Origin of the sequence: Enterobacter sp. V87_3 (genome assembly GCF_029967835.1) — a bacterium.
Classification (GTDB): domain Bacteria; phylum Pseudomonadota; class Gammaproteobacteria; order Enterobacterales; family Enterobacteriaceae; genus Enterobacter; species Enterobacter cancerogenus.
This window is the reverse complement of sequence record NZ_JASCAM010000025.1, coordinates 102,804-116,270: the sequence shown is the minus strand read 5'-3', so window position 1 is coordinate 116,270 and position 13,467 is coordinate 102,804. Positions and strand designations below refer to the sequence as shown.

Genomic DNA, 13,467 nt, shown 5'->3' with positions numbered 1-13,467 from the left:
CCGTTTTCAGGTTTCATCTTTGGTTTTCAGCAACAAAAAGAAAGCCTGGATGACGCCTCGCAAAGTGAAAGGTTGCTAATCGCGTTGTTTTGCGCGCCGGGTTATACCACTCCCAATGCAAAGGAGGGGTGGCAATGTGGCGATGGATAAGCAGTGTGATGCTGTTGTGGTGCGGTTGTAGCGTGGCGGTATGCCCCGTCTGGTCGCAGGGGAAGGCAGAGAAAGAGATTGCGGCGTTGAGCGCGCAGAAAACACGCTGGGATGAGGCCTACTGGAAAGAGGGGACAAGCGAGGTGAGTGATGAGATTTACGACCAGCTCACCGCCCGCCTGGCCCAGTGGCAGCGATGTTTTGGTAACGCACCTGCGGAGTCGTCCCTTCCCGCGCTGAAGGGAACGGTCAAACATCCCATCGCCCACACGGGCGTTCAGAAGGTTGCCAGTAAAGAGGCGCTTCGCCAGTGGATGTACGCCCGACGCGATCTCTGGGTGCAGCCAAAAGTGGACGGTGTGGCGGTAACGCTGGTGTACCGCAACGGGACATTAATTCAGGCCGTCAGCCGTGGGGATGGCGTAAAAGGTGAAGACTGGACCGCGCAGGTACGCGCAATGCCATTGGTGCCTCAATCCACCGAAGGCGCGCTGGCGAACAGCGTTCTGCAGGGCGAGTTGTTTCTGCTGCGTGATAACCACCTCCAGCAGCAAATGGGCGGAATGAACGCACGGGCTAAAGTTGCCGGGGCGATGATGCGACACGCGGATGCCTCGCTTCTGAAGCAGATCGGCGTGTTTATCTGGGCCTGGCCTGATGGACCCAAAACCATGCAGAAGCACCTTACGCAGTTATCGCAGTCAGGCTTTGATTTAACGGCCCGCTATACCTTGCCAGTCCAGTCAGCAGACGAGGTCGAAAAACAGCGTGCGCACTGGCTTACCTCGCCTCTGCCCTTTGTCACGGACGGCGTTGTGGTGCGTTCGGCCGTTGAACCCGCCGGCGACCGCTGGCTACCCGGAGAGGGGAATTGGGTCATCGCGTGGAAATACACCCCGGTTTCGCAGGTAGCCGACGTGCGGGACATTCAGTTTGCTGTGGGCAGAACGGGAAAAATTTCCGTCGTCGCATTACTGGCACCCGTGCAACTGGATGATAAACGCGTGCAACGGGTGAGCCTGGGGTCGGTGGACCGATGGCAACGGCTGGATATTGCGCCGGGCGATCACATTCTGATTAGCCTGGCCGGGCAAGGCATCCCGCGGTTTGAAAAGGTGATCTGGCGTGGGGTTGAGCGGCAAAAACCACGCCCTCCGGCGTCGCAGTTTCATTCACTGACCTGTTTTTATGCCTCGCCAGAATGTATGGATCAGTTCTTTAGCCGGTTAACGTGGCTAAGCTCGACGCAGGGGCTGGACGTTAAGGGTCTGGGGGAGGCTGGCTGGCGTGCGCTTTACCAGGCGCATCATTTTGAGCATATCTTTTCGTGGTTGCGCTTAAACCAGGCGCAGATCCAGTCGACGCCGGGATTTTCCGCCGCACGCGGTGTAGCGCTTTGGCATCGTTTTAACCTGATTCGTGAACAACCTTTTATCCGCTGGATCACGGCGATGGGTATTCCGGTAACCAAAGCCACGCTGAATGCCGCCGGGGACACATCGTGGCAGGCAATGCGCAGCCGTCGCGCCGAAGAGTGGCAACACCTGCCGGGGACCGGAAAAGAAAAAGCGCAGCAAATAGTCGGGTGGTTACACCATCCCCAGGTCGAGGCGCTGGCAGCATGGCTTGCCGAACAGCGCATCAACGGATTCTGAAATCAGTGCACGTTGTGTTTGTAGTGGAAAACGGGCAACCCCAGCTTCAGGCGCAGCGCCAGCATGCGTGCCGTAAAGCCAAAAAGCAGGGTGGAGATCACCACGACGTCATGGTTGGAGACGTAATGCTGCAGAGCGATATACAGTACGGCTGCCGCGAAGGAGATGCCGGCGTAAAGCTCCTTCTGAAAAACGAGCGGGATACGTTTGCAAAACATATCGCGCAGCACACCGCCAAACACGCCGGTCACGACGGCGGCAATGGTGGCGATAATCGGGCCTTCCCCCATATCCAGCGCAATTTGCGCCCCGATAATGGAAAAGACGATAAGCCCTATGGCGTCCAGCACCAGGAACAGGCGGCGCAGGTGGGACATCACGGGAGCCACAATGGTCGTCAATACCGCGGCGGTGGCCACGATAACCACGTACTCCGGGTGTTTTACCCAACCCAGTGGATAGTGGCCCAGCAAAATGTCACGTACCGAGCCGCCACCCAGCGCGGTGGCAGTGGCGATGATGATCACGCCGAAGGTGTCCATGCGCCGGCGCCCGGCTGCAAGCGCGCCCGTCATGGCCTCTGCGGTGATACCAACGAGATAAAGAATATGAAGCAGCATATAACCTCCGGTGTGAGCGCCCAGAGGTTAGCGAGTTGTGCGCAGGATCACGATTGAGATTTTCTAAGGTGATGTACTTTGCCCTACAAAATCTAATCAGATTTTGATGAAAATGGCTTATAGATGGCGGTAGGCGGGAAAGGGGTAGAGAAAAACGGATTAGAATAAATAATGGGTGATATCGAACGATACCACCCGAAAGTCGTTACTCGATATTCTGAATCTGCTCGCGCATCTGCTCGATGAGCACCTTCAGCTCAATCGCGGAGTTGGTCACGTCAGCATTAATCGACTTAGAGGCCAGCGTGTTTGACTCACGGTTGAACTCCTGCATCATGAAGTCGAGGCGACGACCCACAGCTTCTTTCTTCTTCAGAATGTTGTAGGTCTCTTTAACGTGCGCGCCAAGACGGTCCAGCTCTTCGGCAACGTCAACACGCTGCGCCATCAGGACAAGCTCCTGTTCCAGACGGGTGTTTTCGAGCTGGACTTCTGCTTCTTCAAGTTTCGCCACCAGACGCTCGCGCTGCCATTGCAGCACTTCAGGCATATGGCTGCGAACTTTAGCCACTTCGGCGCTCACGCCTTCAAGACGCTGCTCAATCATGGCTTTCAGCGCCTGGCCTTCTGTTTCGCGGGCAACGATAAAGTCGTCCAGCGTGCCGTCGAGGGCGGAGAGAATTTCAGCGGTAATGGCGTCCAGATCCTGTTCACCGGCAGCCATCACGCCAGGCCAGCGCAGGATATCCACCGGGTTGATTTCGCCTTCGTCGCTCTGCATCTTGACCCAGTTGGCTGCGTTCACCAGCTGGCGAGCCAGTTTTTCGTTAAGGATCAGCTCACCCTGAGCGCTGGCATCGGGTTCAAAACGCAGGTTGCATTCCACTTTGCCACGCGTCAGACGAGCACGAATACGCTCACGCACGACTGGCTCCAGGCTGCGGAACTGCTCCGGCATACGGAAATACGTTTCCAGATAGCGCTGGTTTACCGAGCGCATTTCCCAGGTAGCGCTACCCCAGCTACCCTTGATTTCACGCCGGGCGTAGGCGGTCATACTGCGGATCATAGACATTCCCGTTTTTAAAAGAGAGATGGGGGGATTATAGCTTTCGGGGGCTTCTCAGGATAGGAATAAGCGCCCTTTATCCGTATAATGCGCAGCCACATTCGTTTCAAGCCGGAGAATTCATCATGCGTCCATCAGGCCGTAGCGCCAATCAGGTGCGTCCCGTCACCCTGACCCGTAACTATACAAAACACGCTGAAGGCTCCGTGCTGGTTGAGTTTGGTGACACCAAAGTGCTGTGCACCGCGTCTATTGAAGAAGGCGTTCCTCGCTTTCTGAAAGGTCAGGGCCAGGGCTGGATCACCGCCGAATACGGCATGCTGCCGCGTGCGACCCATACTCGTAACGCCCGTGAAGCGGCAAAGGGTAAACAGGGTGGACGTACCATGGAGATCCAGCGTCTGATCGCGCGTGCGCTGCGTGCAGCCGTTGATTTGAAAGTGCTGGGCGAATTCACCATCACGCTGGACTGCGATGTGATTCAGGCCGATGGCGGCACGCGTACGGCGTCTATTACCGGCGCCTGTGTTGCGCTGGCGGATGCGCTGAACAAGCTGGTTGCGGCCGGCAAGCTGAAAACTAACCCTATGAAAGGGATGGTTGCGGCGGTTTCCGTGGGTATCGTTAACGGTGAAGCGCTGTGCGATCTGGAATACGTTGAAGATTCCGCGGCGGAAACTGACATGAATGTGGTGATGACCGAAGACGGACGCATCATTGAGGTGCAGGGCACCGCAGAAGGCGAGCCGTTCACCCATGAAGAGCTTCTCTCCTTGCTGGCGCTGGCCCGAGGGGGAATCGAATCTATTGTCACGACGCAGAAAGCGGCGTTAGAAAATTGATTTTAAAGGCGACCAATGAGTCGCCTTTTTTTTGCCTGTAAGACAGAAAATAAAGGAGCGAATCCATGAAACCATATCAGCGCCAGTTTATTGAGTTTGCGCTTAACAAGCAGGTACTTAAGTTTGGCGAGTTCACGCTGAAATCCGGGCGGAAAAGCCCCTATTTCTTCAACGCCGGGCTGTTTAATACCGGGCGCGATCTGGCTCTGCTGGGCCGTTTCTATGCCGAGGCTCTGGTGGATTCAAAGATTGATTTTGACCTGCTGTTTGGCCCGGCCTACAAAGGCATTCCAATTGCGACCACCACGGCGGTCGCCCTGGCAGAACATCACGATCGCGACGTGCCGTACTGCTTTAACCGTAAAGAGGCGAAAACTCACGGTGAAGGCGGGAACCTGGTCGGCAGCGCGCTGCAGGGCCGCGTGATGCTGGTGGATGATGTGATCACGGCAGGCACCGCGATCCGTGAATCGATGGAGATTATCCAGGCGAACGGCGCAACGCTTGCGGGCGTGCTGATCTCTCTGGACCGTCAGGAGCGCGGACGCGGCGAGATCTCGGCTATTCAGGAAGTGGAGCGTGATTACGGCTGTAAAGTGACGTCAATCATCACGCTGAAAGACCTGATTGCGTATCTGGAAGAGAAGCCAGAGATGGCGGACCATCTGGCGGCGGTGCGTGCCTATCGGGAAGCGTTTGGCGTGTGATTTTTTGCCCGGTGGCGCTAGCGCTTACCGGGCCTAAGGGTTACGCAGGCCGGATAACGTTACTGCAACTGCGAAGCCACTAACGGCCAGCGGGCGTCAAAATCGTCCGTTGGGCGATATTTGAATTCACTGCGCACGAAGCGGGAGAGCATCCCTTCGCAAAACGCCAGGATCTGGCTTGCCAGCAGCGTCTCATCGGTGATGTACCCTTCGCCTTCACGCATCTTCTTCTCACGCAGGACCTGGCGCAGCTGCGCCTCTATGCGCTCAAAAAGCTGATTGATGCGGCCCTGCAGACGATCCTGCTCAAACATCAGGGCGTGTCCGGTCAGGATACGGGTCAGGCCAGGATTACGCTCGCCAAAGCCCAGAATCAACTGCACAATCAGACGCAGACGCGCGCTGGTGTCTTTCTCATCTTTCAGAATCAGGTTGATACGCGTGATCAGGCTGTCTTCAATAAACTCAATCAGGCTGTCGAACATCCGGGTCTTGCTCGGGAAATGGCGATACAGCGCCGCTTCCGACACGCCCACGGAGGCCGCCAGTTTTGCTGTGGTAATGCGTTGACTGCCATCGCTGGATTCAAGCATCAGAGCCAGAGACTGAAGTATTTCTTCGCGACGATTCCTTTTCGCGGTTTGTTTTTCTGCCATGTTACAAAATACCCCTGAAAATAAGCACTTGCCAGGCTGGCATCCACACAGCGACCGCAAACTGACGTTTGCGGTTTGTTATTGCATTATGGCGCTGTGAGATGCGTGTCTAACGGGCGACTATTTACGCCCTGAATGGCCGAAGCCGCCTTCGCCACGGTCGGTGGCGTCAAAGTCGGCCACCAGGTTAAATTCGGCCTGCACAACAGGTACAAACACCATCTGCGCGATCCGCTCGCCGGGTTCAATGGTGAAGCTATCCTGGCCACGGTTCCAGACGGAGACCATCAGCTGGCCCTGGTAGTCAGAGTCAATCAGGCCGACCAGGTTGCCCAGCACAATACCATGCTTGTGGCCCAAACCAGAACGCGGCAGGATCACCGCCGCCAGCGACGGGTCAGCAATGTGAATCGCCAGACCGGTCGGGAGCAGGGTTGTCTCGCCCGGCGCCAGCGCTACGGCGTCATCGAGACAGGCGCGCAGGTCAAGACCGGCAGAGCCGGAGGTGGCATAGGTTGGCAGCGGAAATTGCTCGCCAACGCGCGGGTCCAGAATCTTAACGTCGATTTTTTTCATCATAACGGGTAACGATCTCGTCCAGTAATTGTTGGCCCAGGAGTTCCTTGCGCTCAAGCGGTAAGACTTTATCTCCATCCTGCCAGAAAAGGTGCAATGCGTTGCTGTCGCTGTTAAATCCTTGCGTGGACAGCGAGACATCATTCGCGCAAATCAAATCGAGGTTTTTGCGGGTACGCTTTTGCCGGGCATATTCTTCCACATTATTTGTTTCGGCGGCAAACCCAACAACGTAAGGACGATGGTTTTTCAGTGCGGCAACGCCGGCCACGATGTCCGGGTTTTTAACCATTTTTAGTGTTAATTCATCGCCTTGTTTCTTAATTTTGCTGTCTGCGATGGTCTCTGCACGATAGTCAGCGACGGCGGCACAGCCGATAAAAATCTGCTGATTCTGGGCGTGCGCCTGAACGGCAGCCTCCATTTCCAGGGCTGTGGTCACGTTAATGCGCTGCACGAAGGGTGGCGTCGGTAACGACACCGGGCCACTGACGAGCGTGACGTTCGCGCCGCGTTTTGCCGCAGCGGCAGCAATCGCAAAGCCCATCTTGCCGGAGCTGTGGTTGGTGATGTAGCGCACCGGGTCCAGCGGCTCGCGCGTTGGGCCCGCGGTAATCATGATGTTGAGATGTTGCAGATCGTTGACAGGCGAAAAATGAGCGGCAGCCATATCGACAATCGTCAGCGGATCGAGCATGCGCCCGGGGCCGATATCCCCACAGGCCTGGCTGCCGCTGTCCGGCCCCCAGATAAGCAGGCCGCGAGAGGCCAGCGTCTCGAGGTTATGCTGGGTGGCAGCGTTGCGGTACATCTGCTGATTCATCGCAGGCACGACGGCGACGGGAGACGGTGTGGCAAGGCAAATGGTGGAGACCAGATCGTTCGCCATACCGGCCGCGACGCGGGCGATTAAGTCAGCCGTTGCAGGGGCGAGGATAACCAGGTCTGCCCACTTGCCGAGCTCAATATGGCCCATCGCGGCTTCAGCCGCCGGATCGAGCAGGCTATCCGACACCGGGTATCCCGACACGGCCTGCAGGCTCAGGGGAGTAATAAAGGCTTTGCCGCCTTCGGTTATCGCGACCCGCACGTCGGCTCCGCGCTCGCGCAAACGGCGCACCAGCTCCGGCGCTTTATAGGCAGCAATGCCGCCGCTCACGCCAAGAACGATTTTTTTACCGGCCAGGCTCATCATGATTCTTTCCTGTTGGGTTTCACCAGAGAGCCGGCATTTTATCACAATCCCTAAAACGGGGTGATTTTGTCCGTTATCCACTTTGCGAGGCGCTACGCAGGAACGAAAAATGGGCGTCGAGCAGGGGGGGAGCTGTGGCAGCATAGTGTTAAACCTAAGGAGACAGGGCATGGATGAGGTATTATCGCTGTTACCGCGTGAAAAAATGCTGCGCTATGGCATTACGTCGCTTACTGATGCAGAGCTGCTGGCGCTGTTCTTGCGAACCGGCACTCAGGGGAAGTCGGTCTATGTCCTGGCGCGCGAGTTGATCCACCACTTCGGTTCGCTGTATGGCCTGCTGACCGCCGACATGGCGGCGTTTAAAGAGGTTGATGGCATTGGCGTGGCGAAATTTGCCCAGTTAAGGGGGATTGCCGAACTTGCCCGACGTTTCTACATTGTGCGTATGCAGGAAGAAGACCCGCTCCTGACCCCTGAAATGACCCGCGAGTTTTTGCAAAGCCAGCTGGCAGACGCCGAGCGCGAGATCTTTATGGCGATCTTTCTTGATAACAAAAACCGGGTGCTGAAGCATTGCCACCTGTTTTCGGGTACATTAAGCCACGTTGAGGTCCATCCCCGAGAAATCGTGCGGGAAGCGATAAAAGTGAATGCAGCCGGCGTGATCCTCGCGCATAATCACCCCTCTGGCTGTGCAGAACCAAGCAGAGCTGACAAAGAAATCACCAAACGCATTATCAAGTGCTGTCAAATCATGGACATTCGTGTGCTGGACCATCTGATAATTGGCCGCGGAGAGTACCTCTCTTTTGCAGAACATGGTTGGATTTAGACCATTTTACGCGATCCATTGGGATCTTTGTCTGCTCGGGACTTGAGCACACCGCCGAGTCAGCGTATACTACGCCACCTTTGAGAATCTCGGGTTTGGCATTTGGGCCTGGCAATCGAGAGTTCACTTAGAACTATGCGATGACCGGGCTGTAAAGCCTGACGAGGCGCCGATACCCCATACGAAGCTCGAGCTAATTTGATTTTTGGAGAATAGACATGTCCCGAGTCTGCCAAGTTACTGGCAAGCGTCCGGTGACCGGTAACAACCGTTCCCACGCACTGAACGCGACTAAACGCCGTTTCCTGCCTAACCTGCACTCTCACCGTTTCTGGGTTGAGAGCGAGAAGCGTTTTGTCACCCTGCGTGTATCTGCTAAAGGTATGCGTGTTATTGATAAGAAAGGCATCGATACAGTTCTGTCCGAACTGCGTGCCCGTGGCGAAAAGTACTAAGTACTTAAAGAGGAAATAAATCATGGCTAAAGGTATTCGTGAGAAAATCAAGCTGGTTTCTTCTGCTGGTACTGGTCACTTCTACACCACCACGAAGAACAAACGTACTAAGCCGGAAAAACTGGAACTGAAAAAATTCGATCCAGTTGTACGCCAGCACGTACTGTACAAAGAAGCTAAAATCAAATAATTTTAGATTCCTTGTATTGAAAAACCCCGCAACTGCGGGGTTTTTTGCATTCTGCATCCAACGGAGGAACCATGCCTGAATTACCTGAGGTAGAGACCAGCCGCCGCGGCATTGAACCACATCTGGTTGGTGCGACCATTCTTCATGCTGTTGTCCGCAATGGTCGTCTTCGCTGGCCGGTTTCCGATGAAATTCACGCGTTAAGCGATAAGCCCGTCATCAGCGTGCAGCGCCGCGCGAAATACCTGCTGCTGGAGCTGCCTGACGGCTGGATCATCATCCACCTGGGGATGTCCGGCAGCCTGCGGATCCTCACCGAAGAGCTGTCTGCTGAAAAGCACGATCACGTTGACCTTGTCATGAGTAACGGCAAAGTGCTGCGCTACACCGACCCCCGCCGCTTTGGCGCATGGCTGTGGACCAAAGAGCTGGAAGGCCATAGCGCGCTGGCGCATCTGGGGCCGGAGCCGCTCTCTGAGGCGTTTAACGCTGATTACCTGAGAGCAAAGTGTGCGAAGAAGAAAGCGCCGATTAAGCCCTGGCTAATGGATAACAAGCTGGTGGTGGGCGTGGGGAATATTTACGCCAGCGAATCGCTGTTTGCTGCCGGGATCCATCCCGATCGGCTGGCCTCGTCGCTCTCGGCGCAGGAGTGCGAACTGCTGGTCAGAGTGATTAAGGCGGTGCTGCTGCGCTCCATTGAACAGGGGGGGACAACGCTGAAGGACTTCCTGCAGAGCGATGGTAAGCCTGGCTATTTCGCGCAGGAGCTGCAGGTTTATGGCCGCAAAGGCGAGCCGTGCAGAGTCTGTGGCACACCGATTATTGCAACGAAGCACGCCCAGCGCGCCACGTTCTATTGCCGTCAGTGTCAGAAATAAGCGTATATCAGGCCCGGTAAGCGCCTCGCCACCGGGCGACGGTTACTTCAGCTTTTCCATTAACGCCTGATGCACGTTTTCCGGCAGGAAGTGAGTCACATCGCCCTGATGACGCGCGACCTCCTTCACCAGCGAGGAGGAGATAAACGACCACTCCTTCGACGGCATCAGGAATACGCTTTCCAGCTCCGGCATCAGATGGCGGTTCATGTGCGCCAGCTGCATCTCATACTCAAAATCCGCCACCGCGCGTAATCCGCGGATCAGAATGTTGGCCTGCTGGGCGCGGGCAAAGTTGGCCATCAGGTCACTGAACCCTACGACTTCCACGTTCGGCAGATGAGAAATCGCATCGGTGGCAAGCGCAACGCGCTCGTTCAGATCGAACATCGGTTTTTTGCTGGGGCTGGCGGCAATGGCCAGAATCACCTTGTCAAACATGCTTGCTGCGCGCGTGATGATATCAAGATGACCGTTGGTGATCGGATCGAAGGTACCCGGATAAATCGCTTTTGTGCTCATGGCTCACGTTTTCTCAGAGTAGCCGCGGCAGAGCGCCCACAGCTCGGTATATTTGTTGAAAGTATACTGGGCATTTACCACCGCGAGTAACCAACCCTGTTTGCCATCCAGCACGCCGCCACGCAGCAGCAGCGTTTTCAGAAACGCGCCCAGCGTGTGGGTGAAGATGCCCGTCAACGAGGCTGTCTTGCCGCGCTGGTGGCGCTCCTGCGCCCATGCGGTGGCGTAGCTCAGCTGCTTACGCTGGAAGCTGGCGAAATCGCGGCAGGTGAGGTGCAGCAGATCGCCCGACAGCGGGATAACCTGGGCGTTCTCACAGGCCAGAGACTCATGCACCAGGTTGTCGTTGTACTGATAACGGGTGCGCTCGTAAAGGCGCATAACGCGGTCAGGATACCAGCCGCTGTGGCGCATAAACCGCCCGAGGAAGTAGTTGCGACGTGCAATGCTGTAGACCGCGCCAGGCTGTGGGGCGGCCAGGATGGCCTGAATGCTCTGCTGAAGCGCCGGCGTAATGCGCTCATCGGTATCGATCATCAGCACGTAATCGCCGGTGGCGCAGGCCTGCGCGCGCTGGCGCTGGATACCGTAGCCCTGCCAGTCGGTGTCGACATAGACCTTTACGCCTGCCGCACGCGCCATTTCTACCGTGTTATCGGTGCTGCCGGAATCAAGCAGGATGATTTCATCCGCCCATGAAACGGAGGCCAGGTAGTCCGGAAGCAGGTCGGCAGCGTTTTTGGCGATCGTGACGACCGACAGACGCGCAGACATCAGTGGCTCCGCTGAGGCAGGTAAGGTTGCAGAAGCTGCAGCAAACGGGTCAACGCGCCCTGATTCTGATGCAGTACCTCAACAGCATGGCGGCCGTACCACAGACGGTAGTCTTCGTCGGTGAGCAGGGTTGAAACCTCTTTCACCACCGAGTCCGCATCCGTCACGGTAATTAAGCCATCGGCCTGCTGCAATTTCGCGCAGATATCTTTGAAGTTGAACGTGTGTGGCCCCATCAGTACCGGAATGGCGTGCGCCGCTGGCTCCAGAGGGTTATGGCCTCCGCGCTCAACCAGGCTGCCGCCGACAAACGCCAGATCGGCAATGCCGTACAGCAGCATAAGCTCGCCCATGGTATCGCCAATTACCACCTGGGTGCTGCCGGAAGGGATCTCACCGGTGCTGCGCAGGGTGAAGCTGAAACCGCCTTTCTGTACCATTTCGCGAGCATCTTTGAAACGCTCCGGATGGCGCGGCACCAGGATCAGCAGCAGATCAGGGAAGGTCTCCAGTAGCTTGCGATGCGCCTGGAGGATAATCTCTTCTTCACCGTCGTGGGTGCTGGTAGCAATCCACACCTGACGACGGGGTGCCCACTGGCGACGCAGCGTCACCGCCCGTGCCGCCAGCTCCGGCGTAACGGAAATATCGAACTTCAGGCTGCCGGTCACGGCAAGCTGATTGCGTTTCAGACCAAGCGCCGTGAACCGTGCCGCGTCTTCATCGTTCTGTGCCGCAATCAGGGTAATTTTGCTGAGCAGGCGACGCATAAATTTACCCAGCTTGCCGTAACCCTTCGCGGAACGTTCAGACAAGCGCGCGTTGGCAATCACCAGCGGAATTTTACGGGCATGCAGGGCGGAAATCATATTCGGCCACAGTTCGGTCTCCATCACGATCACCAGCTTCGGGCGAACGGTATTGAGGAAACGGTTCATGGCGCACGGGAGATCGTAAGGCAGATAGACGTGCTGCACATCTTTACCAAACGCGGACAGGGCGCGCTCGGAGCCGGTCGGCGTCATGGTGGTGACGGTGATCGGCAGGGAAGGATAGCGGTGACGCAGGGCGCGAACCAGCGGGATCGCCGCCAGCGTTTCACCGACAGAAACGGAATGCAGCAAAATACCGTCCGGGGCCACTTTATTACGGCAATAGCCATAGCGTTCAGCCCAGCGTTTACGGTACGCAGGCGCTTTACGGCTACGAAGCAATAGTCGCAGCCACACCAGTGGCTGAATGATGTAGAGCAGGGCGGTATACAACAATTCCAAGCGATTATCCGTTTTTTCAGTTTCGGCGGGCAAATTCTAAGCATTTAAGCCAGGTAAAGCTATCTCTTATGCCACATACCGCTTCAAACGGAAATAACGTCGGCCCAGGCGCCAGCGCAGTCGCGGACTTTTTGCACTTTTCCAGATAAGCTTCCAGATGCCTGTATCGAAGAATTCTTTAATAATCATCGACTTTTTCTTTTCATCCTTCATGTTATCGAAGGTATGAATAATCCCAAGCCCCTCTTTGGCAATTTGCCAGTGGCAGGCGGGGATATTTTTGATTTTGTCCGGATAGCGCTGATTAATGGCATCAAGCATCTGAAGGATTTTCATGTAATGGCGCGCGGAACGGATCAGCGTGTCGTCATTGTCTGGTGTGTGCGACACCGATGCGGAGTGAATGTAGTAGTCATAATAACGTTCACTGGTGTACTGAACCCGCTCTGCCGCGAGCAGCACTTCGGTGGTCCACGGAATATCCTGGTGGCGCAGGCCGGGTTCAAAACGAAAGCCGTTCTGGCGGATAAAGTCGTGGCGATAGATATTGAGCCAGGTGACATGCAAAAACTTGCGGGAATCGAGCGCTTTTTTCAGCCATGCCGCGCCGGTCATCACCCCCGTTGACGCCAGTTTGTCTTCCGGGAAGATAGGACGCGAAGGCTTCTTATTATTTTCCCAGACGTAGTTCCCGTTACAGGTGGCGACATCCAGGTTCTGCGTGACGGCCATCTCAAGAAGGTGCTGGTACATGCCGGGCTTGAAGACATCATCAATATCAGGGAAGGAAAGATATTGCCCGGTGGCAATGGCCAGACCGGTGTTACGGGCGACAGAGACTCCCTGATTTGCCTGATCAATCACCTGCATCTGCGGCAGTTTTTCGCGCCACTTATTGACGATCTGCATCGAACCGTCGGTGGAGCCATCGTTGACGATGATCACTTCCATATCGTCGATACGCTGATCCGTAAGGCAGGTAAAGAACTGATCCAGGAAAGCTTCACCGTTGTAAACGGCAACCACCACGCTTAATAATGGCACTGAATTTTGCATAAAAAACCTG

Annotated in this window: 16 protein-coding genes; 7 read left to right on the top strand and 9 right to left on the bottom strand. The window is 56.0% G+C overall.

Going from position 1 to position 13,467, the window contains the following annotated elements:
• The first annotated feature begins 134 nt into the window (after window positions 1-134).
• Window positions 135-1,805: an NAD-dependent DNA ligase LigB gene (gene ligB / locus QLG21_RS14745; protein WP_282484693.1), complete on the top strand. Its 1,671-nt coding sequence runs from the start codon at window positions 135-137 to the stop codon at window positions 1,803-1,805.
• Between the two features lie 2 nt (window positions 1,806-1,807).
• Here the strand turns inward: ligB and QLG21_RS14740 are convergent, their stop codons facing one another.
• Both QLG21_RS14740 and QLG21_RS14735 read right to left on the bottom strand, forming a co-directional pair.
• The gene (locus tag QLG21_RS14740; protein ID WP_282484692.1) at window positions 1,808-2,425 is read right to left on the bottom strand and encodes a trimeric intracellular cation channel family protein; all 618 of its coding nucleotides are present in this window, start codon (window positions 2,423-2,425) and stop codon (window positions 1,808-1,810) included.
• 205 nt (window positions 2,426-2,630) lie between these two features.
• The gene (locus tag QLG21_RS14735; RefSeq protein ID WP_042321337.1) at window positions 2,631-3,494 is read right to left on the bottom strand and encodes a YicC/YloC family endoribonuclease; all 864 of its coding nucleotides are present in this window, start codon (window positions 3,492-3,494) and stop codon (window positions 2,631-2,633) included.
• 125 nt (window positions 3,495-3,619) lie between these two features.
• Here QLG21_RS14735 and rph point away from each other — a divergent pair, with 125 nt between their 5' ends.
• On the top strand, window positions 3,620-4,336 hold the full coding sequence (gene rph / locus QLG21_RS14730; RefSeq protein ID WP_006177715.1) for a ribonuclease PH: 717 nt from the start codon (window positions 3,620-3,622) through the stop codon (window positions 4,334-4,336).
• 65 nt (window positions 4,337-4,401) lie between these two features.
• Window positions 4,402-5,043 (top strand): orotate phosphoribosyltransferase, encoded by a 642-nt coding sequence (pyrE, locus tag QLG21_RS14725; protein WP_137273050.1) that lies wholly within the window; start codon window positions 4,402-4,404, stop codon window positions 5,041-5,043.
• 59 nt (window positions 5,044-5,102) lie between these two features.
• Here the strand turns inward: pyrE and slmA are convergent, their stop codons facing one another.
• The 3 genes from slmA to coaBC all read right to left on the bottom strand — a co-directional run bounded on the left by slmA (window position 5,103) and on the right by coaBC (window position 7,467).
• The gene (slmA, locus tag QLG21_RS14720) at window positions 5,103-5,699 is read right to left on the bottom strand and encodes a nucleoid occlusion factor SlmA (protein ID WP_006177717.1); all 597 of its coding nucleotides are present in this window, start codon (window positions 5,697-5,699) and stop codon (window positions 5,103-5,105) included.
• A 120-nt stretch (window positions 5,700-5,819) separates the two neighbouring features.
• Entirely contained in the window at window positions 5,820-6,278 is a 459-nt protein-coding gene (dut, locus tag QLG21_RS14715) for a dUTP diphosphatase (protein ID WP_006177718.1), read from the bottom strand.
• Complete coding sequence (gene coaBC, locus QLG21_RS14710) at window positions 6,256-7,467, bottom strand: bifunctional phosphopantothenoylcysteine decarboxylase/phosphopantothenate--cysteine ligase CoaBC (protein ID WP_102892105.1); 1,212 nt, start codon at window positions 7,465-7,467, stop codon at window positions 6,256-6,258. The genes dut and coaBC overlap by 23 nt, the downstream gene beginning before the upstream one ends.
• A gap of 172 nt (window positions 7,468-7,639) precedes the next feature.
• Here coaBC and radC point away from each other — a divergent pair, with 172 nt between their 5' ends.
• From radC to mutM, 4 genes are all read left to right on the top strand, one after another.
• Window positions 7,640-8,305, top strand: coding sequence for a DNA repair protein RadC (gene radC / locus QLG21_RS14705; protein ID WP_006177720.1), 666 nt, complete (start codon window positions 7,640-7,642; stop codon window positions 8,303-8,305).
• Window positions 8,306-8,523: 218 nt separating this feature from the next.
• On the top strand, window positions 8,524-8,760 hold the full coding sequence (gene rpmB / locus QLG21_RS14700; protein WP_002436699.1) for a 50S ribosomal protein L28: 237 nt from the start codon (window positions 8,524-8,526) through the stop codon (window positions 8,758-8,760).
• A 22-nt stretch (window positions 8,761-8,782) separates the two neighbouring features.
• The gene (gene rpmG, locus QLG21_RS14695; RefSeq protein WP_003024094.1) at window positions 8,783-8,950 is read left to right on the top strand and encodes a 50S ribosomal protein L33; all 168 of its coding nucleotides are present in this window, start codon (window positions 8,783-8,785) and stop codon (window positions 8,948-8,950) included.
• A gap of 71 nt (window positions 8,951-9,021) precedes the next feature.
• Window positions 9,022-9,831, top strand: a complete 810-nt coding sequence (gene mutM, locus QLG21_RS14690; RefSeq protein ID WP_282484691.1) for a bifunctional DNA-formamidopyrimidine glycosylase/DNA-(apurinic or apyrimidinic site) lyase — start codon at window positions 9,022-9,024, stop codon at window positions 9,829-9,831.
• A gap of 42 nt (window positions 9,832-9,873) precedes the next feature.
• Here mutM and coaD read toward each other — a convergent pair whose 3' ends face one another.
• The 4 genes from coaD to QLG21_RS14670 form a co-directional block, all read right to left on the bottom strand.
• Window positions 9,874-10,353 (bottom strand): pantetheine-phosphate adenylyltransferase, encoded by a 480-nt coding sequence (gene coaD / locus QLG21_RS14685; RefSeq protein ID WP_006177722.1) that lies wholly within the window; start codon window positions 10,351-10,353, stop codon window positions 9,874-9,876.
• A gap of 3 nt (window positions 10,354-10,356) precedes the next feature.
• Window positions 10,357-11,127, bottom strand: coding sequence for a glycosyltransferase family 2 protein (locus tag QLG21_RS14680; protein ID WP_137903421.1), 771 nt, complete (start codon window positions 11,125-11,127; stop codon window positions 10,357-10,359).
• Window positions 11,127-12,401: a lipid IV(A) 3-deoxy-D-manno-octulosonic acid transferase gene (waaA, locus tag QLG21_RS14675; protein ID WP_137903422.1), complete on the bottom strand. Its 1,275-nt coding sequence runs from the start codon at window positions 12,399-12,401 to the stop codon at window positions 11,127-11,129. Before waaA ends, QLG21_RS14680 begins: the two co-directional genes overlap by 1 nt.
• 66 nt (window positions 12,402-12,467) lie before the next feature.
• Window positions 12,468-13,457: a glycosyltransferase gene (locus QLG21_RS14670; protein ID WP_101736771.1), complete on the bottom strand. Its 990-nt coding sequence runs from the start codon at window positions 13,455-13,457 to the stop codon at window positions 12,468-12,470.
• Between the last annotated feature and the right edge of the window lie 10 nt (window positions 13,458-13,467).

Excerpts from the sequence above, each read along its gene's own strand:
- ligB (WP_282484693.1), top strand. The coding sequence starts at position 135 with ATGTGGCGATGGATAAGCAGTGTGATGCTGTTGTGGTGCGGTTGTAGC.
- QLG21_RS14740 (WP_282484692.1), bottom strand. The coding sequence starts at position 2,425 with ATGCTGCTTCATATTCTTTATCTCGTTGGTATCACCGCAGAGGCCATG.
- QLG21_RS14735 (WP_042321337.1), bottom strand. The coding sequence starts at position 3,494 with ATGATCCGCAGTATGACCGCCTACGCCCGGCGTGAAATCAAGGGTAGC.
- rph (WP_006177715.1), top strand. The coding sequence starts at position 3,620 with ATGCGTCCATCAGGCCGTAGCGCCAATCAGGTGCGTCCCGTCACCCTG.
- pyrE (WP_137273050.1), top strand. The coding sequence starts at position 4,402 with ATGAAACCATATCAGCGCCAGTTTATTGAGTTTGCGCTTAACAAGCAG.
- slmA (WP_006177717.1), bottom strand. The coding sequence starts at position 5,699 with ATGGCAGAAAAACAAACCGCGAAAAGGAATCGTCGCGAAGAAATACTT.
- dut (WP_006177718.1), bottom strand. The coding sequence starts at position 6,278 with ATGATGAAAAAAATCGACGTTAAGATTCTGGACCCGCGCGTTGGCGAG.
- coaBC (WP_102892105.1), bottom strand. The coding sequence starts at position 7,467 with ATGAGCCTGGCCGGTAAAAAAATCGTTCTTGGCGTGAGCGGCGGCATT.
- radC (WP_006177720.1), top strand. The coding sequence starts at position 7,640 with ATGGATGAGGTATTATCGCTGTTACCGCGTGAAAAAATGCTGCGCTAT.
- rpmB (WP_002436699.1), top strand. The coding sequence starts at position 8,524 with ATGTCCCGAGTCTGCCAAGTTACTGGCAAGCGTCCGGTGACCGGTAAC.
- rpmG (WP_003024094.1), top strand. The coding sequence starts at position 8,783 with ATGGCTAAAGGTATTCGTGAGAAAATCAAGCTGGTTTCTTCTGCTGGT.
- mutM (WP_282484691.1), top strand. The coding sequence starts at position 9,022 with ATGCCTGAATTACCTGAGGTAGAGACCAGCCGCCGCGGCATTGAACCA.
- coaD (WP_006177722.1), bottom strand. The coding sequence starts at position 10,353 with ATGAGCACAAAAGCGATTTATCCGGGTACCTTCGATCCGATCACCAAC.
- QLG21_RS14680 (WP_137903421.1), bottom strand. The coding sequence starts at position 11,127 with ATGTCTGCGCGTCTGTCGGTCGTCACGATCGCCAAAAACGCTGCCGAC.
- QLG21_RS14670 (WP_101736771.1), bottom strand. The coding sequence starts at position 13,457 with ATGCAAAATTCAGTGCCATTATTAAGCGTGGTGGTTGCCGTTTACAAC.